22 protein-coding genes and 1 tRNA gene are annotated in these 22,630 nt (G+C 65.0%); 10 read left to right on the forward strand and 13 right to left on the reverse strand.

The features are described 5' to 3' along the window. Positions 1-285: 285 nt before the first annotated feature. The gene (locus ACOZ4H_RS02715) at positions 286-1,242 is read right to left on the reverse strand and encodes a succinylglutamate desuccinylase/aspartoacylase family protein (RefSeq protein WP_424327861.1); all 957 of its coding nucleotides are present in this window, start codon (positions 1,240-1,242) and stop codon (positions 286-288) included. Between the two features lie 99 nt (positions 1,243-1,341). On the opposite strand from ACOZ4H_RS02715, the gene ACOZ4H_RS02720 reads away from it, so the two are divergent. After that, positions 1,342-1,593, forward strand: a complete 252-nt coding sequence (locus ACOZ4H_RS02720) for a DUF7536 family protein (protein ID WP_424327862.1) — start codon at positions 1,342-1,344, stop codon at positions 1,591-1,593. Positions 1,594-1,607: 14 nt separating this feature from the next. On the opposite strand, the gene ACOZ4H_RS02725 is transcribed toward ACOZ4H_RS02720, so the two are convergent. Further along, the gene (locus ACOZ4H_RS02725; protein WP_424327863.1) at positions 1,608-2,828 is read right to left on the reverse strand and encodes a potassium channel family protein; all 1,221 of its coding nucleotides are present in this window, start codon (positions 2,826-2,828) and stop codon (positions 1,608-1,610) included. A 233-nt stretch (positions 2,829-3,061) separates the two neighbouring features. Between ACOZ4H_RS02725 and citZ the strand changes: the two genes are divergently transcribed. Next, positions 3,062-4,207 (forward strand): citrate synthase, encoded by a 1,146-nt coding sequence (gene citZ / locus ACOZ4H_RS02730; RefSeq protein ID WP_424327864.1) that lies wholly within the window; start codon positions 3,062-3,064, stop codon positions 4,205-4,207. Positions 4,208-4,474: 267 nt separating this feature from the next. Here citZ and ACOZ4H_RS02735 read toward each other — a convergent pair whose 3' ends face one another. Next, positions 4,475-6,109 carry a potassium channel family protein gene (locus ACOZ4H_RS02735; RefSeq protein ID WP_424327865.1) on the reverse strand — a complete coding sequence of 545 codons (1,635 nt, stop codon included), beginning with the start codon at positions 6,107-6,109 and terminating at the stop codon, positions 4,475-4,477. A 285-nt stretch (positions 6,110-6,394) separates the two neighbouring features. On the opposite strand from ACOZ4H_RS02735, the gene ilvA reads away from it, so the two are divergent. From ilvA to ACOZ4H_RS02755, 4 genes are all read left to right on the forward strand, one after another. Then, positions 6,395-7,606 carry a threonine ammonia-lyase gene (ilvA, locus tag ACOZ4H_RS02740; protein ID WP_424327866.1) on the forward strand — a complete coding sequence of 404 codons (1,212 nt, stop codon included), beginning with the start codon at positions 6,395-6,397 and terminating at the stop codon, positions 7,604-7,606. A 164-nt stretch (positions 7,607-7,770) separates the two neighbouring features. Then, the gene (locus ACOZ4H_RS02745; RefSeq protein WP_424327867.1) at positions 7,771-7,974 is read left to right on the forward strand and encodes a hypothetical protein; all 204 of its coding nucleotides are present in this window, start codon (positions 7,771-7,773) and stop codon (positions 7,972-7,974) included. A 29-nt stretch (positions 7,975-8,003) separates the two neighbouring features. Continuing rightward, positions 8,004-8,085 (forward strand) — tRNA-Ser (locus ACOZ4H_RS02750). A 180-nt stretch (positions 8,086-8,265) separates the two neighbouring features. Further along, a complete protein-coding gene (locus ACOZ4H_RS02755; RefSeq protein WP_424327868.1) occupies positions 8,266-9,744 on the forward strand; it encodes a transporter in 1,479 nt (492 codons plus the stop codon). Positions 9,745-9,774: 30 nt separating this feature from the next. On the opposite strand, the gene ACOZ4H_RS02760 is transcribed toward ACOZ4H_RS02755, so the two are convergent. After that, positions 9,775-10,146 carry a VOC family protein gene (locus tag ACOZ4H_RS02760; RefSeq protein ID WP_424327869.1) on the reverse strand — a complete coding sequence of 124 codons (372 nt, stop codon included), beginning with the start codon at positions 10,144-10,146 and terminating at the stop codon, positions 9,775-9,777. Between the two features lie 59 nt (positions 10,147-10,205). Continuing rightward, positions 10,206-11,084 (reverse strand): PhzF family phenazine biosynthesis protein, encoded by an 879-nt coding sequence (locus ACOZ4H_RS02765; RefSeq protein ID WP_424327870.1) that lies wholly within the window; start codon positions 11,082-11,084, stop codon positions 10,206-10,208. 108 nt (positions 11,085-11,192) lie between these two features. Here ACOZ4H_RS02765 and ACOZ4H_RS02770 point away from each other — a divergent pair, with 108 nt between their 5' ends. Continuing rightward, positions 11,193-11,804 (forward strand): DJ-1/PfpI family protein, encoded by a 612-nt coding sequence (locus tag ACOZ4H_RS02770; RefSeq protein ID WP_424327871.1) that lies wholly within the window; start codon positions 11,193-11,195, stop codon positions 11,802-11,804. A 22-nt stretch (positions 11,805-11,826) separates the two neighbouring features. Here the strand turns inward: ACOZ4H_RS02770 and ACOZ4H_RS02775 are convergent, their stop codons facing one another. Both ACOZ4H_RS02775 and rnz read right to left on the reverse strand, forming a co-directional pair. Continuing rightward, on the reverse strand, positions 11,827-12,900 hold the full coding sequence (locus tag ACOZ4H_RS02775) for a Gfo/Idh/MocA family protein (RefSeq protein ID WP_424327872.1): 1,074 nt from the start codon (positions 12,898-12,900) through the stop codon (positions 11,827-11,829). A 39-nt stretch (positions 12,901-12,939) separates the two neighbouring features. Then, complete coding sequence (gene rnz, locus ACOZ4H_RS02780) at positions 12,940-13,878, reverse strand: ribonuclease Z (protein WP_424330329.1); 939 nt, start codon at positions 13,876-13,878, stop codon at positions 12,940-12,942. Positions 13,879-14,255: 377 nt separating this feature from the next. On the opposite strand from rnz, the gene ACOZ4H_RS02785 reads away from it, so the two are divergent. From ACOZ4H_RS02785 to ACOZ4H_RS02795, 3 genes are all read left to right on the forward strand, one after another. Further along, positions 14,256-15,422 (forward strand): hypothetical protein, encoded by a 1,167-nt coding sequence (locus tag ACOZ4H_RS02785; protein WP_424327873.1) that lies wholly within the window; start codon positions 14,256-14,258, stop codon positions 15,420-15,422. A gap of 57 nt (positions 15,423-15,479) precedes the next feature. Beyond that, complete coding sequence (locus tag ACOZ4H_RS02790; RefSeq protein ID WP_424327874.1) at positions 15,480-16,145, forward strand: potassium channel family protein; 666 nt, start codon at positions 15,480-15,482, stop codon at positions 16,143-16,145. A gap of 382 nt (positions 16,146-16,527) precedes the next feature. Then, a complete protein-coding gene (locus ACOZ4H_RS02795; protein WP_424327875.1) occupies positions 16,528-17,004 on the forward strand; it encodes a DUF7384 family protein in 477 nt (158 codons plus the stop codon). A 13-nt stretch (positions 17,005-17,017) separates the two neighbouring features. On the opposite strand, the gene ACOZ4H_RS02800 is transcribed toward ACOZ4H_RS02795, so the two are convergent. The 6 genes from ACOZ4H_RS02800 to ACOZ4H_RS02825 form a co-directional block, all read right to left on the reverse strand. Next, the gene (locus ACOZ4H_RS02800) at positions 17,018-18,721 is read right to left on the reverse strand and encodes a methyl-accepting chemotaxis protein (RefSeq protein WP_424327876.1); all 1,704 of its coding nucleotides are present in this window, start codon (positions 18,719-18,721) and stop codon (positions 17,018-17,020) included. A 132-nt stretch (positions 18,722-18,853) separates the two neighbouring features. Continuing rightward, positions 18,854-19,651 carry an SDR family NAD(P)-dependent oxidoreductase gene (locus ACOZ4H_RS02805; RefSeq protein ID WP_424327877.1) on the reverse strand — a complete coding sequence of 266 codons (798 nt, stop codon included), beginning with the start codon at positions 19,649-19,651 and terminating at the stop codon, positions 18,854-18,856. Continuing rightward, on the reverse strand, positions 19,641-19,763 hold the full coding sequence (locus ACOZ4H_RS02810) for a hypothetical protein (protein WP_424327878.1): 123 nt from the start codon (positions 19,761-19,763) through the stop codon (positions 19,641-19,643). The genes ACOZ4H_RS02805 and ACOZ4H_RS02810 overlap by 11 nt, the downstream gene beginning before the upstream one ends. Further along, a complete protein-coding gene (locus ACOZ4H_RS02815; protein ID WP_424327879.1) occupies positions 19,753-20,424 on the reverse strand; it encodes a non-canonical purine NTP pyrophosphatase in 672 nt (223 codons plus the stop codon). Before ACOZ4H_RS02815 ends, ACOZ4H_RS02810 begins: the two co-directional genes overlap by 11 nt. A 52-nt stretch (positions 20,425-20,476) precedes the next feature. Beyond that, positions 20,477-20,752, reverse strand: coding sequence for a DUF5808 domain-containing protein (locus ACOZ4H_RS02820; protein ID WP_004590574.1), 276 nt, complete (start codon positions 20,750-20,752; stop codon positions 20,477-20,479). Positions 20,753-20,964: 212 nt separating this feature from the next. Continuing rightward, complete coding sequence (locus ACOZ4H_RS02825) at positions 20,965-22,626, reverse strand: bifunctional N(6)-L-threonylcarbamoyladenine synthase/serine/threonine protein kinase (RefSeq protein WP_424327880.1); 1,662 nt, start codon at positions 22,624-22,626, stop codon at positions 20,965-20,967. Between the last annotated feature and the right edge of the window lie 4 nt (positions 22,627-22,630).

Here is a 22,630-nt window from a genome sequence, read left to right on the forward strand (position 1 = left end):
ATGCCGACGGCCCAAAAGCTGGCGGCGGCGTTCGTGAGAGCGACAGTCGGTGCCTGCGGCCGCGGTAGCGGAGCTTGAGTGGGGAGAGTCCACAGCGCGGTGGCCGGGCGGCCGCTCCGTCGGCCGCCCCGGGGAAAGGCAGGCCAGCAAGCGAGTATACGCGGCGCGAAGCGCCGCGTTTCACAGGACCGAGCGAAGCGAGATCCAGCGTTTTCCCACGTTTTTGCGAGGGGGGTGCCCACAGGCCGCATCGGGGCCGAGGACACCCTCCGAAGTACAAAGTGGCTAGTACGTATCGACGTTCGTCCCGACCGAGCAGACGTACTCGCCGGTCGCGACCTGCGGGAGCCGGCGGGCGCGCCAGAACACGCCACTGGAGTCAGCGGTGATTTCGGCCTTCGGTTCGCCGAACACGTCGGTCACCTCGAACAGCGTCTCGCCGCGGGAGACGCGGTCGCCGAGGTCGGGCTTGAGGTCGATCAGGCCGCCGACGGGGGAGCCGTACTGCTCGAACCCGGAGGCGCGGGTCTGGGGGCGGGTGCTGTGGTGCCCGTCGAGGAAGCCGTAGTAGTTCAACACGTTGAACACCCCGTCGACGCCCCGCTGGATCGAGCCTTCGTCCCACCCGACACAGCCGCCGAGTTCGGGGTCGATTGTTGGAACCCCCTCGTCGGGAGCGGCGCGGGCCAACTGCCCGTCGGGGCCTTTCTGGTCGAGAATGTAGCCACAGCCGAACACCTTCGCGAGTTCGAGACACTCCTCGTGGAGGCGATGCCGGGTGCCACACCGGACCCGGACCTCGTCGATCATCCGCGAGGTCGACCCCTGATGCAGGTCGAGCACGTAGTCGGCGCTGATGGCGGCATCGAAGGTCGCGGCGGCGATGCGCTCGCTCGACGTCCCCGTTTTGTCGCCCGGATACGCCCGGTTCATCTTCGTGTCGTCGATCGGGTTGCGGTGCTCGGCGACCTGGAACGCGTGGTAGTTGACGACGCCACAGACCAGAACCGTCCCGGACAGCTCTGCCGGGTCGAGCTGCGGGAGCGTCCGCTGGATAACGCCGACGCCGTTCAGTTCGTCGCCGTCGCTGGCCGCCTGTATGTAGAGGGTCCGCCCGTCGTCGACACCGTTGACGACGGCGACCGGTAGCCCGAACGTCGACCCGTCACGGGTCTCACCGACCTCCAGCCGCCCCGTGTCTCTCTCACCGGGAGCGGCGGTCGCCGTACCGAAAGTAACCATTGTTCTCACGTTTGCCTTGGGAGCCTTTACTGGTTCGGATTTCGCCAACAGTTGCGCCGGACCGACGGCATCTTGGGGCCGCCGACCCTATCGGCTGGTGTGTCCCAGTCCGAGCCACAGAGCGGCAAAGCGGCGATGGTCGCGGCGCTGAACGTACCACGCAACGCGAAAATCGGCTTCGTGCTCGCCGGCCTGTTCACGGCGGGACTGTTCGCCCTGTTCGTCCTGCCGGGGACCCAGCGCCCGACGGGCTTCTACGTGGCGCTGGCGTTCGTCCTCGCAACGTCGCTGGGCGGTCTGCTGACGGCGCTGTTCACGGCCGTGTCGGCTGTGCGACTCGCCCGACGCTGATACCGACCGGGAGCCTATCCTTCTGCCAGTTCTGTAAGCCGACCGCCGCCGGTTCGAGTCCCCTTTGCGATAAGCACGTCGCCAGTCTGAATCTGCGTTTCCGGGCCCGGCGAGACGACCCAGTCGCCGCCCTCGCGCCCGGTTCGCTCGCTCTCCCCGGCCCCGCGCCGTATCGCGATGATTCGCATGCCCGTCGCCGTCTTGACCTCCGCGTCGCCGATGGTCGTCCCCGCGAGGTCGCTGTCGGGGTACACCGTCGTCCGGACAATAACCTCGTCGGACTCCTGGACGGCCTCGGCGACGACCGGATGGGTCGACAGTCCCCGCAGAACCCCCTCGCTCATCTCCAGCGCGGCGTCGGAGATAACCTCCGTCGAACGGGCCAGGTGGACGAGGCCTCGCAGCGACACGGGGTCGTCGATGTCGGCGGCGGCCCGGAGCGTCCAGGCCTCGAAGCGGGACTGCAGCGCGTCGACCTCGGCTTCGAGTTCGACGACTTCCTCGGCGACTTCCGTACTGTCGAACAACACCGCGCCGTAGGCCAGATCGACGGCTAGCTCGCCCATGTCTTTCATCAGGACGATAGAGTCGACGGCGCGTTCGAGGTCCCGGACGCCCCCTTCCGGCGGTTCCGGCGGTTCGTACACGTCGCCGGTCGCGTCCTGATACACCTCGGCGATGCCGGCCTCTGGCCCCCGGAACAGCACCACGTCGTCCGCTTCGAGGCGCGTCTCCCGGTCGGGGTTGAGCAACCAGTTCCCCTGCCGGCGAATCGCCAGCGCGCGGACGCCCGTCTCGGTTTCGAGGTTCAGGCCGCCCAGTGTATCGCCGGTCAATCGGGAGTCCGAACTGATTGTTGCCCGCACGAGCGTCTCGACGGCTTCGGGCAGGGCCGCCCGCATCGTATCAGGCAGGCCGATATCCTCAAGTACGACTTTGGCAATGTCGCCGGCAGCGTCGCTGATCTTCTCGGCGGCTCCAACCATCCCCAGGACGGGGGCCAGCGACTCCGCGTCCGCTGTCGACCGGCAGGCCATCAGCAGGCTCATACGTGCACGCAACTGGAGCACGTCCATTTTCTCCTCTAACTCTAACACCTCTGCGGCCACGTCGTCACTCCCCAGCAGGACAGCCGAGTACGAGAGGTCAATGAGCAACTCGGCGGTGTCTTTCATCTCGGCCAGCACCTGCTTGACGCTGACCGGTTCGTACTCAACCGTCCCTGTCGGGTCCATAGCCGCCGGTTCGACGGCCCCGAGCAAAAACGTTCCTCACTATTTGGGTCGGTACCCGCTCGGTATCGAGCCGAGCACGAGCGAATGAACGACGAGTTCCTCGGCATCGATGTAATAGACAGACGAACTTATCCGGAAAATAGTAAACGAACGGGCAGTCTCAACTCCTGACAGTGTGACACACAGGCCCAGAAAGAAAATGTTTTTCCCGGAAGGTAGGGAAGAGATTGCGTATGTCCGACGACCTCAAGAAGGGACTCGAGGGTGTCATCGTCGCCGAGTCCGAACTCAGCGTTATCGACGGCGACGCTGGCAAACTCGTGTATCGGGGGTACACCATCGAGGACCTCGCCAAGGGTGCCAGCTACGAAGAGGTGCTGTACCTGCTCTGGCACGGCCATCTGCCGAACCGGGACGAACTCTCCGAGTTCAAGCAGGCGATGGTGGACGCACGCGGCGTGGACGACGACGTCATCTCGACCGTGCGACAGCTCGCCGAAGCGGACGAGAACCCGATGGCAGCGCTCCGGACCGCGGTGTCGATGCTCTCGGCGTTCGACCCCGCACCCGAGGACGCCGAACCGACCGACGAGACGGTCAACCTCGAAACGGGCCGGCGGATCACGGCCAAGATTCCGACCATCATCGCGGCGTTCACTCGTATCCGCGACGGCAAGGAACCCGTCGCACCCCGCAACGACCTCGACCACGCGGCGAACTTCCTCTACATGCTCAACGGCGAGGAGCCCGACGACGTGCTTGCCGACGTGTTCGACCAGGCGCTCGTGCTCCACGCCGACCACGGCCTCAACGCCTCGACGTTCTCAGCCATCACGACGGCATCGACGCTGTCGGACGTTCACAGCGCGGTCACTTCCGCCATCGGGACGCTGAAGGGGCCGCTCCACGGCGGGGCCAATCAGGACGTTATGGAGATGCTAAAGGAGGTCGACGACGCCGAATCCGACCCGCTCGACTGGGTCAAAAACGCCCTCGACGAGGGCCGCCGCGTCTCCGGCTTCGGCCACCGTGTCTACAACGTCAAGGACCCGCGAGCGAAGATTCTCGGCGAGCGTTCGAAGGAACTCGGCGAAGCCGCCGGGACGCTCAAGTGGTACGAGATGTCCACCACTATCGAGGACTACCTCATGGAAGAGAAGGGACTGGCCCCGAACGTCGACTTCTACTCGGCGTCGACGTACTACCAGATGGGTATTCCTATCGACATTTACACCCCAATCTTCGCGATGTCACGCGTCGGCGGCTGGGTCGCCCACGTCTTCGAGTACATCGAGGACAACCGTCTCATCCGCCCGCGCGCCCGCTACGTCGGCAAGAACCCTGACGAGACCGAGTTCGTGCCGCTGGACGAGCGGTAAGACGCTCTCTCTGTCAGTCGTCCGTAGCCTGTCACTACCGTGTGGCTGTGACGCGTTTTATCACGCGAACCTCCGTTATAGCAATGCTCTGGCCATCAAGTGGTCTTCACTCGCTTCGCTTACGAAGACAAAGAAAAGGGTAGGAAGACCCGTATACCGCGGCCCTTGGCCGCGGTTTCACGCGAATCGCGTAGCGATTCGCGCCTTTTTCGCCCACGTTTTTCGGCCGAGTGGTGCGTGAAGCGCACCCGAGGCGGAAAAAGGTGGTTAGCCAAACACCGATTTGAACCGCGTCACGCCGTCGTCGGTGCCGGCGATGACGAGCTTGTCAGTCGGCTCGATAGTCACGTCAGGGCCGAGGTCGGTGATGACTGCGCCGTCGCGTTCGATGGCGACGACCGTACAGCCCGTCCGGGAGCGAACATCAGCCTCGCCGAGCGTCGTATTACCGAGGCCGTCGGCAGCGACGCGGATGACCTCGACCTGCTGGTCCATCGAGATGACGTCTTCGTCTTCGAGAATCGTCGAGGCGAGCATCCGGCCGCTGACCGTCGACAGCGCGAGGACGTAGTCCGCGCCCGCCCGGTACATCTTCTGGACGTTCTCGCTTTCCTCGGCACGGGCGATGATTTCGACGTCCGGGTTGAGGTCACGGATTACCAGCGTTGCGAACTCGGTGTCGGTATCCTCCGACAGAGCGAGAATAACCGTTCTGGCTGCACCGACGCCGGCATGTCGCAGGTCCTCGGGCTCGGTGGCATCGCCGACGACATCGACGCCCTGCTCGTCGGTCCGGTCGAGCACGGTATGCGGCACCCCGGCGTTCGTGAGCGCCGACGTGATAGTCTGTCCGACTTCGCCGGCACCGATGATGACCGTTTCCCCGCGGCGGAAGCCACGCACGCTGGAGAGGGTCATCTCCTTGAGCCGCTCCAGTTGGCGCTCGGTCCCCGAGACCAGCAGGACCGTGCTGCCGTCGAGTTCGGCGTCGGGGTCGGGCGGACTCACGAACTGGCCGCGGAACCACGCACCGATGACGTTGACGCCGGTCTCCTCGCGGATACCGCTGTCGGCCAGCGTCGTTCCGACGAGATCGCTCCCGCGGTGGATCGGCAGTTCGGCGATGTCGAAGTCCTCGCCGATCTCTATTGAGTCCCCGAGCGTCGTCGAGATGCCGGTCGTCACCTTGCTCGCGAGGCTCTCGCCGAGCAGTCCGCGCGGCGACAGGACGGCGTCGGCGCCGGCGAGGTCGTGATACTTCGCGCGGTCGGGCTCCTTGACGACACTGACAGTCTGGACGGATTCGTCGACTTCGCGGGCGGTGAGGATGATACTGGTGTTCACCTGGTCGGACGCGTCGGCGACGAGCGCACGGGCGGACGACAGATTGGCCCGTTCGAGCCCGTCGACGGACTGGGGATCGGCATGGATGACATAGTACCCCTCTTCGTAGAGGTCGTTGGCTCGGTCCCGGTCCGGTTCGACGATGACGTAGTCGACGTCCCAGGTATCGAGTTCGGTGACGAGCGTCTCACCGCGGGGAGAGAACTGACAGATGACGACGTGGTCGCTGAGGCCGTTCTCGACCGTGTTCGGGGCCGTCGTCTCCATCGCCTCCTCGAACAGCGGAAACAGCAACACCGGCAACGCGAGGAAGATGAGCACGACGCCGGTGATGTCCATTACAATGACGAGCAGGCGCATGCCCGTACTCTCCCAGGGCGCGTCCGACCCGTACCCGGTCGTGGTGAACGTCTCGACGACGACCTGTAACGAGTGGAGGAACTCACGCGGTTCGGTCTCGAACGCCGACATCCCGTAGTCGTAGGCCAGCGCGTAGCCGAGGATGATGCCAACGAGGGCGAGAACGTACAGCCCGGTCCGCCGCTGCCAGGTATCCATCTACTACGTGCTTGCACAGCGGGAGTAAAACAGTTCTGTCCGACCAGTTGGTGACCACTTCTCGGTACGGTTGGCAGAGTGGGAAACACCACCCGAACGCCGTCGTGCACTTTCACTTTCACCGCGCTACGGCGGGATTTAAGTTAATCGCGTTCGTCGTCTCGCGTGCAGTCACACGCTCCCCTTTCCGTTTCAGTACAGTGCCCGAGTAGTCACCACTGTAGCAACCGACGATACCGCGTGGTCGGCCGACAGTATAACATGGTCCGGTGAATAGCCACTTCCATGCTCTCATTTGAGGACGTCCTCGCGGCACAGGACACTGTCTCTGAAACGGCCAGACACACACCGCTCGATTACTCGCATACGTTCTCCGCGATGACAGGCGCGGATATCCATCTCAAGCTCGAACTGTTCCAGCGCACGGGGTCGTTCAAGATACGGGGTGCGACCAACCGCATCGCCTCACTCTCAGACGCTGAACGGGAGGCCGGCGTCGTCACAGCGAGCGCCGGCAACCACGCTCAGGGGGTGGCGCTGGCTGCCACGCGAATCGGCGTCGATTCGAAAATCGTGATGCCGGAACGGGCACCAGTCTCGAAAGTGAAAGCGACCCGGAGTTACGGCGGTAACGTGGTCCTGCACGGTCGCGACTACGACGCGGCTGCCGAACACGCACACGAACTCGAACGTGAGGAGGACCGGACCTACGTCCACGCCTTCGACGACGAGAAAGTGATGGCGGGCCAGGGAACCATCGGACTGGAGATCTACGAGGACCTCCCCGGCGTGGACACGGTCGTCGTCCCTATCGGCGGCGGCGGACTCATCAGCGGCATCGCCACGGCGCTCAAAGGCAAGGACGAAAGCATCCGCGTCGTCGGCGTTCAGGCCGAGGGGGCGTCGAGCGTGGCCGAATCCCTGGAGAAGGGCCACCGCATCGAACGTGACAGCGTCGAGACCATCGCCGACGGCATCGCCACTCGCACCGTCGGCGAGAAGACGTTCGAGGTCATCAGCGAACGCGTCGACGAGGTCGTGACGGTGTCGGACTCCGAGATCGCTGTCGCCCTGACGACGCTACTCGAGCGCTCGAAAACGCTCGCCGAAGGCGCGGGTGCCGTCGCGCTGGCCGCCGTCATGGAAGCGAAGTTCGACTTCGAGGACGACGAGACGATTGTCCCCGCGCTGTGTGGCGGGAACATCGACCTGAACACCCTGACCAACGTCATCATGCGCGGCCTCGTCGAGACCGGCCGCTATCTCAAAATCCGGACCGTCCTCCAGGACCGGCCCGGCGCACTGGAGGAACTCGTCGAGGTCCTCTCACGCGAGCAGGTCAACATCTACGGCATCGAGCACGATCGGACCAGTCGCGACGTGGCGATGAGTTCGGCCGAGGTCGAACTGGATCTGGAGACCCGCGGCCCCGATCACGTCGATGCACTCATCGACGCGCTCACCGACGAGGGGTACGAGGTCGACGTGCTCGTCTGACTCGAAGCGTCCGCCTCGCGAAATCCCTCGTCGCGGTACTGGCGCTCGTCAGAGTTCTGCGCTGATTCCGGCGGGGTTTTAGCAGCGGCGACCACCGCTTCGTGTATGCGACGGCCTGCACGTATCGCACCAGCTGATACAACAGCACGGAGTGGAGTGCGCTGATGGACCCGCGAACGAAAGCCAGCCTCCTGTGGGGTGTCGTCGGGAGCCTCGCGTTTCTGGTTCTGATCCAGGGCTACGAACTGCTGGCCGGGACGCCGGTGTCGCTACCGGCTAAAGCTGGCGTCGCCGTCGCCGTCGGTGTCGGGGCGACGCTGGCCTCATATCGCATACAGCCTCGGCTGTTCGGAAACGAAAGCCCTTAATCGCCCGCCCTCGCACTCTCGAGATACGTGCCAGGATGGCCGAACGGTAAGGCGCACGCCTGGAAAGCGTGTTCCCTTTCGGGATTCTGGGTTCAAATCCCAGTCCTGGCGTAGAGAGGTTCGAACGAAGTGAGAACCTCCGGAAACGCGAACGGCGAACGGAATGAGCCGTGAGCGGACGTTTTCTGTGACTGACTGCGAGTGCGGAGCTGCCACTTTGGCACATAGATTGGTCTCCCACCACTGTATCCACCGCACCGTTTTCCCGCCCCCAGCCCTGATGACTGATCGATGGTCGAACAGCGCGATGGCGACGAAATAGACCTGTTGGACTCCTCGATTCGGACGACCAGCGGGGCGTTGCTGTCAACGACGCTGTTCGTTCTCAGCGGTATCGTCTACGCGTTCGTCACGTCGCCTGGGGCGACCGGCACGTATTTCTTCATCAGCATCTCGGTCTCGCTCGTCCTCCGTCCGATTCGGGGCATCAGCCAGACGCTGCAGAAGGTCGGCAGCGAACGGGGCGAAGCCGTCGGCCCGTATTTCGGACTGGCGATGCTGTTCGCCCTCGGCTATCTCCTCGTCGCCGGTGTGGCCGTGGCCGCGCTGGCCGGTGTCATCGTCCGCAATACGGTCGTGTCGCCGGGGCTGCTCGTCCCTGTCGGTCTGTACGCGCTCGCCGTCGCGCTGTCGATGATCGTGACGAGCCTGGTCGGTGCTATCGGCTACCCGAGCGCGGAGACGTGGCTCACCGGAACGCAAAGCGCTATCCAGCTCAGCATCCTGCTGGCGCTGGCCCCGTCACTGACGACCGCCGGTGACTTGCTGCTCATCGTCGCCGGGGTTCGACTGGCGGTGCTCGTCCCCGTTACTGTCGCGCTGGGTGTCCTCCCGACGCTGCCGGACCGACACGCCGTCGAGCGCGCCTGGGACTTCGCCAAGTGGAGCGTCCCGGATCAGGTTCTGGACCGCCTGTCGTACAACATGCCGGTGTACGTGCTGGGCGTCGTCGCGACCCCGGCGGCCGTCGGCATCTACGAGGCCGCAGACCGGTTCGCCGACTTCGGCGCGACGATTTCCTGGCGGCTCTCCTCCCCGCTGCTCACGAAAGTCAGCGGGGACTCCTCCGCCGGCGACACACAGCTCGCCTACCTCGACGGGGCGGTCACCGGCGGGACGGGCGTCACCTTCGTCGTTTTCGGCTACTTGCTGGCCGCACACGACGTGGTTGCGCGGATCGCCTTCGCCGGCTCCGAGAGCGTCTTCTCGGCGACGGTCCTGCTCGTCGGAGGCGTGAACATCCTTCGCGGCTTCTGGACGCTCACGTCACACGCCATGGAGGGCGTCGGGAAACCGAGCGTGAGCTTTCGCACGAAACTCTACGGACTGGCGTTCAGCGTTCCAGTGCCCGTGATCTTCGGGGCGGAGTTCGGGGCGGTCGCCGGGGCCGCCGGATACGGTGTGATGAATCTTGTCATCTTCGGGTACGTCCTCTACTACGCTCGGGGCGTCTTCGGGCGGATTCCGCTGGATTCCAGGGTTACGGCGTATCTCGCTGTCGGCCTCGGCGTCTCTTTTGCACTTACGACGGGTGCAGTCGCCGGCCTCGCGCGCGCTGGCCTCTCCCCGATTGTCGTTGCCAGCGTGGCCGCCGTGACGTGTCTCGTCGGCTTCGGCGGTTTCCTCGTCGCCGTGTCCGAACCGGCTCGACTCGTCGCCACCCGGACGGCAGCGCTGTGGCGCGGTCGGGTTCGTTCCCTGTTCGGGTGAGCGCTGCTCGTCTATTGCGGACGCCGATGCTCAGAGCCAGCGGTAGAACTCTAGCGTGTACCCTTCGGGATCCTCGATGAAGGCGGCAAAGGCGTCGGCGGCGTCGATCTCTGTCGGTTCGAGCACCGGCGCAGCGCCGGCGTCGATGGCCGTCTCGAAGGTTTCCTCGACATCAGCGACGGTGAACGCGATGTGGTCCACGTCGGCGCGGTTCGGCGCGACCGGTGTGGTCCGGTCGGGGTCGTAGCGCAGTTGCAGGTCGCCGTCGCCGTCCCGACCGAGATAGACGTTCTCGACGCCGTCGAGCGTGAAGCGGTTTGTCTCTTCGAAGCCCAGCGCGTCGTAGAACTCCATTGCGCGGTCGAGGTCCGAGACGCAGATCGCGGTGTGTGCGAGATCCATAGCCCGCCGTTGTGTACGGGACGAAATCAGTGTGCCGGTACCGGGGCTGTCGCAGTCGCTTACAGCAGGTCGCCGCGGGCGACGGGGACGACGCTGCCGCCGACCCGGACGCTGATGTCCTCGCCGCTGCCGGCCGTCGAGAGATGCAACAGCGACGGGCGTCCCATTTCGTAGCCCTGCTCGACACGACCCTCGACGGCAGGGCTCCCGAGCATCTCGTGGCGAGCGAGATACGCGGCCAGGCAGCCGTTCGAGGAGCCAGTCGCGGGGTCCTCCGGCACGTTGTAGAACGGCGCGAACACGCGGACTGCGAGGTCGTTGTCCTCGCTTCGCGGCTCTCGACAGACCGCCAAGACGTTTTTGGCGTCGCGGTCGCCGGTCACCGCGTCGTAGGCGTCGCGGTCCAGGTCGATGGCTTCCAGCGCGTCGCGGTCGGCCACCGGCACGACGATTGTTGCCAGTCCCGTCGAGACGATTTCCACCGGCCAATCGTGGTCCAGTCGGTCAGCCGGCAGGCCGAGCACGGCGGCGAGGTCCTCGTGGGCCAACTGCTCGCCGAACTCGGGCGACTGCTGTGTCATCCACAGGGTTTCGCGGCCGTCGCGCTCTCGCACTTCCACCGGGACTTCGCCGACGGGCAGGTCAAGCGTCACCGTTTCGGGGTTCCCGTCAGCCAGGTGGTCCCGGATGACCTGTACCGTTCCGAGCGTCGGATGGCCGGCGAAGGGCACCTCGGCCGCGGGGGTGAAGATGCGGACCGGCCACGCGCCGTCGCTCGGCTCCCCGGTGACGAACGTCGTCTCGGAGTAGTCCATCTCGGCGGCGATGGCCTGCATCTCGTCCTCGTGCAGGTCGCCGGCGTCCGTCACGACGGCGAGCTGGTTCCCGGTGTATCGCTCCTGTGCGAACACATCGACAATGTGGAAGGGATGGGGCATACTCGTTCGCTCGGCGGCGTCGGCAAAGAGCGCTCCGGAGAAGTGTCGGACGGTACCTATCCGCACGCAACCACTGGGCTATTTGCCGCTGTCAGCCGTGTCCTGGGCATGGACACTGTCGCAATCGCCTGCTTCGACGGGTTCGATGAACTGGACGCCATCGGCCCCTACGAGGTGTTCGAGAATGCAGCGCGCTTTGGCGCGGCCTGGGACGTGACCCTCCGTTCAGTCCGGGGGAGCGATACTATCATCGCGAGCCACGGGCTCCGGGTCGAGCCCGACGGCCCGCTCGCTGCCGTGACTCCGGACCTGCTCGTCGTGGCTGGCGGCGGGTGGAACGACCGAAGCGAGGCCGGCGTCTGGACGGAGGCCGAACGCGGGGAGCTACCCGAGGCCGTCGCGGCGGCACACGACCGCGGCGCGACTGTCGCCGGCGTCTGTACCGGCGGGATGGTGCTGTCACGGGCCGGCCTGCTCGACGGCCGGCCCGCGGTGACACACGGCGGGGCAATCGAGGACCTGCGAGCGACCGACGCGACGGTGGTGGATGCCCGGGTCGTCGACGACGGCGACGTCCTGACCTGTGGCGGCGTCACGTCCGGGCTGGACCTCGCCGTCCACCTCGTCGAACGTGAGTGGGGCGCGGACGTGGCCGCCGCTGTCTGTGAGGAGATGGAGTACGAGCCCCGCGGCGACGTGTTCCGCGACGAGTCGGTCTAAGAGCGACCGGTTGACGGGGGTCTCAGGCGTTCGCGCGGGTGTCGTCAAGTAGCGCCTGCACGTCGACGGCCTCGCCGGTCTCGCTGCTCTCGATGGCGGCGAAGACGATGGCCATCGACTGGAGGACGCTGTCGACGTTCGTCGGCATCGGGTCACCGCCGTCGATCCAGTCACAGAACTGCTCGATGAGCCAGGCGTTTTTCCAGTGGGGGCGCTCGGCCAGCGGCACCGTCTCGCCGTCGCCCTTGCCGATGCTCTCGAAGTTCCCGGTGTCGTATGCATCGGCGTGGAACCGCTCGACGTCGCGGCGGTCGAGGAGGACCGTCTGGTCCGAACACTCGGCGCGGAACTGCTCGTGTCCCCAGCCGTTCAGCGTCGTCGCGTTGGCGTAACTGCCCTCGTACTGGGCGCGGGTCCCGTCGGCGAAGTGCAGCGTCACGAGGCCGGTGCAGTCACCGTCGTAGTCGGCCTCTTCGGGCGTCCACGTCTCCGCGTACACCCGCTCGCAAGGCGAATCGGCCAGCGACGCGAGGATGTCGAGGTGGTGGATTGCCCCGTCGAGCAGGAGCATGTTCTCCATCTCGTAGACGTAGTCGGCGTAGAAGCCACGCTCGCGGACGTTGCCCGTGTACCGAGCCGTCAGATAATCGATATCGCCGGCCTCCTCGACAGCGCGCCGGAACGTCGTCTTGTCACGGTCGAACCGGTGGCTCATCGTGACCCCCATCTTCTTGCCGGCCTTGTTGACCTTCTCGGCGACCCGAACCGACGCTTCTAGCGTGTCGGCAATCGGTTTCTCCGAGATGATATGCAGATCGTGGGCGAGCGCCGTCTCCACGACGGCCTCGTGGGTCGACGGCGGCGTCACGATAGAACAGATATCCGCCGGGTGCTCCGAGAGCGCGGTTTCGAGGTCGGTGTAGCACTCCTCGGGCGTCAGCCCGAGTTCCCGTTCGGCCAGTTCGTGCCGTTCCGGGTCGGTGTCGACCGCGGCGACGACCTCGATTCGGTCGTCGTGAACGTTCGGCGGAATCGCGTCTGTCGCCCAGGTGGACCCCTGGCCGCCCAGACCGACGTGGACTAATCGGTGCGTCATGGCAGCGCTATCGCTTCGAGCAATAAATGCTGCACTATTTCATCGGTACTCGTCGGCGTCCGGGAACTCGACGCGCCGCTCCATCCCGTCCTCCGCGAGCACAACCTCGCCGTCGAACGCGTCGCGGGCCTCATCGACTAGCTGGTCGGCGCTGGCGGCGTAGCGCGTCGAGATGTGTGTCAGCGCCAGCGTCGACGCCCCGGCCTGTCGCGCCACGTCGGCAGCTTCCCGGGCAGTGGAGTGAGCCGTCGCCTTCGCTCGTTCCTTCCGGTCCTCCGCGAAGGTGGCGTCGTGGACGAGCAGGTCCGCGCCCTCGCTGGCTTCGATAACGCTCTCTGTCGGGAGCGTGTCGCCGGTGTAGACGAACCGCCGGCCGGGACGGGGCGGACCGACGACGGCCTCCGGCTGGATGGTCTCGCCCTCGTGTTCGACGGCCTCACCGCGGTGGAGCTTGGAGTACTTCGGGCCCGGTGGGATGCCGTACTCCTCTTCGGCTTTCTCCCGGTCGAACTTCCCCTTCCGGTCGTCCTCGTCGAGGACGTAGCCGACGCTGGCACAGCGATGTGCGGTCCCGATGGCGCGGACCTCGTATTCTGATCGGTCGAGGACTACGTCGCCGGCCGATACCTCGTTGATGCGGACGGGAAACGAGGGGGTCGTCCCGTTTGCCCGGATGAGTTGTTCGATGTTCCCGCGCGTGCCCGCTGGCGTATGGATAGCGATGGGACGTTCGCGGTCGTTGAAATCCCACGTCTGGAGTAGCCCCGGAATCCCGAGCACGTGGTCGCCGTGGAGATGCGTGACGAACAGGTGGTCGATAGCGAAGCCGGTGCCATAGCGCATCATCTGCCGCTGTGTTCCCTCGCCGCAGTCGAAGAGGAGGTAATCGCCGTCGCGATTGACGAAGACGCTGCTCGTGTTGCGCTGGGTCGTCGGCACGGCCCCACTCGTCCCGAGAAACGTCACGCGCATATTCATCGAATCCTCAACTGTCGACGGGTAAACCGGTGTCGAAAGGGCGCCGTCACGGATGCGGCAGCCCTCCATATGGTTCGGTTGCATCGCTGTGACGGCCGTTTGTGTGTCAGATAGTATCATGGCTGTCTGTACTGAGCAACAATAGCGGCTTATTTCCGGCATCTCGCGGCGGCTCGCTTTCCCATCTGTCGAGACCTTAATCACCAGCAAAACAATTTACCACCGGGTAAGTGTCGCTCAATCTTGCTTTCCCGATCCGGCGCTAACAGGGAACGGCTTAGCAGGTTATTATGTTCTGTTGAACTGTCTCGCCGGTTTATGTGTCGTTCATCCGTTGCATTGTCCGCATTGCCTTCCGATCACTGCAGAATCAAAACATGATACGAACTCGCACACTCGCCGTTTTCGCTGCGCTACTCGTCGTCGGCGGCCTCACCGCACAGGTCGGGGCTGTACCGGGCGTGACAGCGCAACAGGAATCGCCGTCAGAACAAGCCGCGGCAACAGGGGTCACCGTCGACTCCCTGGCCGCACCACAGAGCGTCGCACCGAACTCGACCGCTGACGTGGCCGCGACGGTCACGAACAACGAGAACACCACGGTGACTGAATCCGTGGAGTTCCGGTTCGGCGGGGCTGTCGTCGACCGGACGCTCGTCACGCTTGAGCCCAACGAGACCACCACCGTCCAGTTCTCCGCGGACACGACCGGCGTTGAACTCGGTGACTACCGCCACGGTGTCTTCACCAGCGACGACGGGCAGATCGCTCCCGTTACCGTCTCCGAGTCCTTCACACTGGAGACCCTCGACGCACCGACGAACGCCACCGCCGGTGACAACCTCACCGTCGACGCGACCGTCGCCAACCCGAACGACTTCAACACGACCCAGACCGTCGAGTTCCGACTGGGTGGCCAGCCGCTGGCCTCCGAGTCTGTGACCCTCGACGCGAACGAATCCGCTGACGTCACGTTCACCGTCGACACGACCGGTGTTGAGCCGGATACATACACCCACAGTGTCTTCACGCGTGACGACGGTGCGTTCGCCGAGATCACTATCGAGCCGGCCGTCGACGTGCCTGAAGAGCCGACTGAGAACGAGACTGAAGAGCCGCCCGCGAACGAAACCGAAGAGCCGCCCGCGAACGAAACTGAAGAACCGGCTGAGAACGAAACCGAAGAGCCGCCTGCGAACGAAACTGAGGAACCGACCGAAGGCGAAACCGAAGAGCCGCCCGCGAACGAAACTGAAGAGCCGGCTGAGAACGAAACCGACGAACCACCAGCGGACGAGACTGAGGAACCGACCGAAGGCGAAACCGAAGAGCCGCCCACGAACGAGACTGAAGAACCGGCTGAGAACGAGACCGAAGAGCCGCCCGCAAACGAAACCGAAGAACCACCAGCGGACGAGACTGAGGAACCGACCGAAGGCGAAACCGAAGAGTCGACCGAAGACGAAACCGAGGAAACTGACGAAGGTACCGAGACTGACGAAACGGACAACACGACCGAAGAAGCCGCGACGACAGAAGGCTAACTCGCGTCACCCTGTCACCCGTTCACATTTTTAATGGTGGCCGTCGTACCGTAGTCCATGAAGTTCGTTATCGTTGGCTATGGCCGCGTCGGCATCCGGACCGCACGGATTCTGCAGAGCGAGGGTCACGAGGTTGTTATCGTCGACAACGACCCTGTGAAGGTCGAACGGGCCACGGAGACCGGGTTCGAGACTATCCAGGGTGACGGCAACGAGGAGAGCGTCCTCATCGATGCCGGCATCGAAACCGCAGACGCTATCGGCGGCCTCACGGGCGACCTGAACACGAACTTCACCGCCTGTATGATCGGCAAGGAGTTCGGCTGTCGGACCGTCCTGCGGATCGACGCCGACTACCGCGAGGAGATCTACGAGAAGTACGCCGCTGACGTGGACGAGATCATCTACCCCGAGCGGCTGGGCGCGGCCGGCGCGAAGACGGCGCTGCTGGGCGGTGACTTCAACGTCCTCGCAGATCTGACCGAACAGCTCTCGGTCGCGAGCATCCGTATTCCCGACGACTCACCGTTCGTCGGGAAACGGGTCGTCGAGGTGGACCTCCCCGGCGACGCTCACATCTACGCACACGGGAAGGACCACGAACCGATGACGATTCCGCTCCCACAGACGGAAATCGAACCCGGCGACAGTGTCGCGATCATGGCCGACCCCGGTGGACTGGACGATATTCGGGCGACGCTCCGGGGCGACGCGTCAGCCTGAGATTCCGGACCCCATCCCGCTTTGTCGTATCTTTTCAGGTCAATAGTGATCGCCGTCTTCGGCGAAAGCCGGGGGGAGTAGAATATGAAAGGGAGGATCGCGGTGTCCGGGCGCGCCTGGGGAGGATAGGATGGCACACAGTGGCACCGACATCCACTGGAGCCGTGGAAGCGCGCCCGTACCGGGTGGAATGCTACCGGTAGACATAAATGCCCGTCAGACAGGCGGCCGACGGACGACAGACGGCACGGCTTTTTGCCCGTTCAGCCACTGACTCCCCCTATGACCTGGGCGACGCTGTTCGAACGTGCGGCGGACCACCAGACCACGGTCGAGGCTGTCTGTTTGGCCCTCGACGAGCACCGGGCGGAGGACGACGGCGATGCGTGAGTCGTCGCCGGCGCGTGTCGTCGCCGATGCCGATGTCCTCGCCGCCGATCTGCTGTGTGGACCAGACAGCGATGCCCGTGCCGCTATCGACCATATCCGTCGGCACTCGTGGGTCACGCTCGTCGCGAGTGACCACCTGCTAGACGATGCCGCTGCCGTTATCGCCGACCTCGCCGACGACGACCTGGCGGCCGATTGGCGGGCGCGGATCGAACCCGACTGTGACATCGTCGAGCACCCGGCCGGCGATCACCCCGCGCTGGCCTCGGCCTACCGAGGCGGCGCACAGCACCTGCTCTCCTACGCGGACGACCTGCGGAGCGCCCGGACCGGCGCGTCGCTCAACCGTCATATGTCCCTGAGTGTCAGACCACCGGACGCCTTCGCTCGTCTGTTCGACCCGGCGTCACTGTACCCCGTCGTCGAAGACGGCGAGTATCCCGGTCCAGACCGGGATCCACGCGCGTAGCGGGTGGCCCTGCTTAGTCGTCAGCCGTCGTTACGGCCGTCGTGGAGGCTGTCCCCGATGGCCCGGCCGCGTCCTCGGCAACGTCGAACGCCGCGAGCACCTCACGCAGGTCGTCAGTCTGGGCTGCCATCTCCTGTACTTCGTTGGTCACTTCGGTAATCGTCGCGGTCTGTTCCTCGGCCGCGGCGGCGACGGCCTCGGACTCCTCGTTGGTTTGTTCGCTCACTTCCGCGACTTCGTCGACCATATCGACGACCTCCTGCGTGGTCTCTGCCTGTTCGGCAGTGGCTCCCGATATCTCCTGAATCGAGGCGTTGACCTCGCCGAGCACGTCGACGATGTCCTCGAAGTCCCGAAGCGCAGACTCGATGGTCGCGGCGCTGTCGGTCACCTGCTGGTTCGTCGCCTCTACGTCGCTGACGGTCTCGCTGGCCTCGTGCTGGACCGCTTCGATGCGGTCCGACACGTCCGTCGCCGCGTCGCGGGTCTCCTCGGCGAGCGTCTTCACCTCGTCGGCGACGACGGCGAACCCGTCACCGCTCACGTCCGCGCGGGCCGCCTCGATGGAGGCGTTCAGCGCGAGCATGTTCGTCTGCTCGGCGATGTCCGTGATGACCTCGACGATGTCGTCGATCTCGCTGATCTGGTCGACAAGGCTCTCGACCGCGACGGCGATATCGTCGATACGAGCCTCCATTTCGTCGAGTTCATCGATAGCTTGCTCGGCGTCTGCGCGCCCCTCCCGGCCTCGCTGCGTCGCCTTCTCGGCGGTCTCGGCGGCGTTTTCAGCGGTCGCGGCGATCTCCTCGACGGTGGCAGACAGCGTGTTCATTTCGGAGGCGACATCGTCGTGGCGCGACGCCTGTTGGCTGGCCCCGGCCGAAATCTCCTGAATCGACCGGGAAATCTCGTCGCTCGCATCGTCGATCTCTTGGACGCTCCGGGTGACGTGATCGCTCGTCTCGTCGACGTCCTCGGCGAACGTGGTGACGGTGGCGACCGTCTCCCCCAGCGTCGTCACGAGGTCGTTGTAGTTCTCGACGACGGCGTCGAACTGCTCGTCGTCGGCATCGAAGTCCTCGTCGATAGTGGCCGTCAGGTCCCCGTCTTTCGCGCGTTCGGCGGCGTCACCGAAGGCGACGACGAGGTCGTTGAGCGCCTGGGACCGCCGTTCGAGGTCGCTGGTCATCGTCTGTAGTTCGGTCGTGTAATCGTCCATGCTGGCGGCCATCTTCTCCAGCGACTGTCCGAAGGTCCCGGGCACGTCCTCGTCGAGGATGTCGGCGTCGAACTCCTGTCGGGAGAGCGCGTCGGCCTGCTCGGACACCGTCAGCAGGTAGGCCTGCATCGACCGGAACGACGAGAGCAGTTCCGCGACCTCGTCGTCACGCTCGCTCTCGGGCAGTTCCACGTCGAGTTCGCCGGAAGCGATGTGGTCCGCACCCGCGGCCATCGCCGTGACGGGTTCGACGAAGTCCTCGCGGGTGATGAACACCGTGTTGGCGAACGCGACAATAGCGCCAGCGAGCAACACGCCCGTGACGACAAACCGGATAGTCCCGCTGGCGACCAGGGAGACAACTGCCAGCGCGACCGAGGCGGCGAACTGCAGACCGACGGCTGCGAGCACTTTCCGCTCGACGGAGCCGGCGACGCCGAAGACCTCAAGTGATTTACGTATCACCGCTTTGTACTGTCCGACCGGGTCTGTGAGCATACCCATCTTTTTCCTACAGTGTTTAATAAGGTTCCAGTCTAATTCTCGGATATTGAAAAAGAAAGGGTAGACGAAAGTCCGACAAGGGACGATATGAGAACAGGTATCGATGGCAGTCTCGTAATTGATTCTCTACCTGCCCTTATTGACCAGCGCTGCGACGCGCCGGACGATCCAGCGCGGCGTCACCCTGACCAGTCGGTCGATAAGCCGCATCGACCGCCGCGGAATCACGACTGTCTCGCCAGCGGCGGCCCCTTCGTAGGCCGCCGTTGCGACTGCTTCGGGCGTATTTGTGGTGACCGACCCGACTGTCGAGTCCGACATGCCCGCACGCTCTTGGAACTCCGTATCGACCGGGCCGGGACAGACCACTGTCACGTCTACGGGTGTCTCCCGCAACTCCTCGGCGAGTGCCTCGCTGAAACTGTTGATGTACGCTTTGCTCGCGTAGTAGCCAGCGAGGTTCGGCCCCGGCTGGAACCCGGCGACTGAACCAATGTTGATAACCGCGCCGCCATCGTCGAACTCGTCCAAGAACAGCCGGGTCAGTTCGACCGGGAGCATGACGTTCAGCCGCAACTGCGTCCGCTCCGCGTCGAGGTCGCTTTCGGCGAACGGGCCGTAGGTCCCCACCCCGACGTTGTTGACGAGCACGTCGATGTCCAGACCGCAGTCCTGCACCTCCTCGTACAGGTTTTCGGCGGCTGCCGCGTGGTCGAGATCGATTACAATTGGTGTCGCCGTGACTCCGCTCGTTTCGAGGTCCTCGGCCAGCCGCTCCAGCTTTTCTTCGCTCCGGGCGGCCAGTACCACGTCGTGCCCGCGTGCGGCGAACGCCTGTGCCAACGCTTTGCCGATGCCCGCTGACGCACCGGTTATCAGAGCGGTTCCGCCAGTGCCGACGACCGGTATATCGCTACCGCTCACCGTACCACTCCGCGACCGTTGTCGCTCCGGGTTCCAGCGCCGTCGGTCCCTCGTCGCTGGAACTTCCGAGGGATGGGCCCCATCCCTCGACGGACGGTTCGCTACCGCTCACCGTACCACTCCGCGAACTTCGCCAACGCCCGGCCGCGGTGGGAGATCGCGTTCTTCTGCTCGGTGCTCATCTCCGCGAACGTCGTTCCGTCGTGCTCGAAGATGGGGTCGAAGCCGAACCCGCCCTCGCCACGCGGGGCGACGATCTCGCCCGGCACGCGCCCCTCGAACAGCTTCACCGGCACTGTCTCGCTGTTCCTTCCGTCAGCCCCGGCATCGACCTGCTCGTCCGTCGTCGCCGTGCCGCGGTCGTCGGCCGCCAGGTCCTGTCCGCGCCGGTCCTCGCGGTCGACACCGCCTGGGTCCGGCGTCGCCTCGAAGCCATCGCCGTCGCAGTAGGCGATGACCGTCTTGAACGCCGCGCCGCGGTCGTCCTCCGGCTCGGTCATGCGCCAGACGCGCTCCACTCCGACGGTGTCCTCGACGTACGAGGAGTACGGCCCGGGGAACCCGTCGAAGGCGTCGATGAACAGCCCCGCGTCGTCGACGATGACCGGCCCGTCAGCAGCTCGGTAGGCCGCCCGCGCTCCCTCGGCCGCGACCGTTTTCAGGTCGTCGGCCTGGACTTCCGGGTAGTCGAAGTCGAACTGGGTGACCTCGTCGTCGAGATACTCGGTCGCTTCTCGGACCTTCCCGGGGTTGGTCGTGACAAAATTGAGCATACCGGCACACAGCGACCGGCGATAAAAGAGCCGTCGAAACGCCGCAATCGCCTCAGTCGACGACGACTTCGACCGGTTCGTCCTCGCTCTCGGATTCGAACTCCTCGCTGCTGCCGCCGCGTTCGAGATACAGCATCACGCCGGCGACCGCCAGCACGACCCACGAGCGCCAGTTCGCCAGGTTCAGGGTGTAGCCGATGCCGAACGGCTTCTCCACCAGCATGTCATCGCCCGGCTTCCAATAGGCCGACACCAACCGCTTGAGGCTCGGTCGTTCGAAGTTGTACGGCACGCCGAACAACGTTCCCGACTGGGGTTTTTCTGCCATACTGCGTTCTATTCGTGCCGAGGTTAAACCATTTGTCCACCACCTTTTTCATCGTCACCGTTCCTCGCTCGCTTCGCTCGCTGCGGGGACGACTCCTCGAAAAACGTGGGCGAAAAAGCGCGAATCACGGAGTGATTCGCGTGAAACCGCGGCCGAAGGCCGCGGTATGATTACCTCCTCTGGGTGTCCACTGTCCCCGCCACCGCACAGCCCTACTGATACCGGCCCCGACCTTCGATGTCGTCAAGGCTGGCGAACACCGAATCGGCGTGGTCGCTCTCAGTCCGGTAGGCATCCTCAGCGGCCGACAGCAGCGTCTCGGGGTCGTCCGCGGTCCCGGCGAGTGACTGGGCGAGGACGTGGAGGTCCATCGCGTGGTCCTCGGCCTCCTGCGTGTAGTAGCCGAGGCCGAAATCGATGAGGAAGGTCCGGTCGCCCTGTCGGTCCCAGCTGCCGACCCGGACGTTCCGCGTCGTCGGGTCGCCGTGGACGAAGCCAGCGTTGTGGATGCGAGCGAGCCAGCGGCCCACGTTCGTAACGCGTGACTCGGACAGACCCTCACGGAGGTCCGCGTCGCCCACCCGCTGGAAGACGATGCGGGCCTCCTGTGGGTCCACCTCCCGCACTAGTGGCGTTGGAACGCCGTTCCGTCTGGCCTCGCTGGTGAGCCGGGCTTCCTGTCTGGTGCGTTCGATCCGCAGGCGCTCGTCGAGCGTCGGGTGGCGGTAGCTCCGCGGCACGCGCTCCTTGACGACGCGATCCCCGTCGAAGCGGACGGTCGCCTCCGCGCCCTGGACTTCGTCGTCCGCCGCCCGATAGCTGTCCACCGACTCTTCGGTCCCGCGCCAGGTGACGGCCACCTCGTCGGGCCGGAAGTTCGAGTCGATACGGGAGTCCTCGATAGCGATGGTGTCGCCGGCCGCGTACATCTTCGCCCCTAGCATCGCGATCATCCCGGCGTTGTCCCGCAGGAAGCGGTTTTCGGGGGCGTAGAACTTCGCGCCGCGTTGCTCGCACATCTCGCCGAGCATCCGCTGGAGACGGTTGTTCTGGCCGACGCCGCCGCCGAGCACCAGTTCGTCAGCGCCGGTCAGCGACAGCGCCCGCTCGGAGACTTCGGTCAGCATCGCGAAGATGGTCTCCTCCATGCCACGGCAGACGTCGTCTACCGGGACGCCGTCGTCGACTGCCTGCTTGGCGGCGCTCATGATGCCCGAAAAGGAGAAGTCCATCCCCTTGACGACGTAGGGCAGTTCGTGGTACTCGCCGTCGCGGGCGTGCTGTTCGACCTTCGGTCCGCCGGGATGGGACCAGCCGATGTGGCGGGTGAACTTGTCGATGGCGTTGCCGACGCCGGTGTCCATCGTCTCGCCCAACACGCGGTACCGGCCGTTGCGGTAGCCCAGGATGTGGGCGTTCGCGCCGGAGGCGTTCAGACACACCGGCGAATCGAAGCCCGAGCGATGGCGGCCCACTTCGAGGTGAGCGACCATGTGGTTCACGCCGACCAGCGGCACGTCCAACCGCTGGGCGACCGCCCGGGCGGCTGTGGCGACGATGCGAAGACAGGGTCCCAGACCTGGGCCGCGAGCGAACGCGACGGCGTCGATTGGGGGGTCACTTCCGCCAGCATCGCTTGCACCGCCAGCGGCCGCGCGCTCGTGTGCGTGCTCGATGGCCGTCTCGACGACGGTCGGGATGGCCTCGCCCATGTGCTCGGCGGCCTCGCGCGGGTGGATGCCGCCGCTGTCTGGAGCGTACGCGTCAGTTTCGATGAAAACGTGATCGTCGTCGGTTACCCGGGCCGGGTCCGGCGTCTCGAACACCGAAGCACTGGCTGCCCAGGCGGTACCTTCGATACCCAGAATACGCATCGGG

It is taken from the genome of Haloarcula amylolytica (genome assembly GCF_049705545.1).
GTDB classification, from domain to species: domain Archaea; phylum Halobacteriota; class Halobacteria; order Halobacteriales; family Haloarculaceae; genus Haloarcula; species Haloarcula amylolytica_B.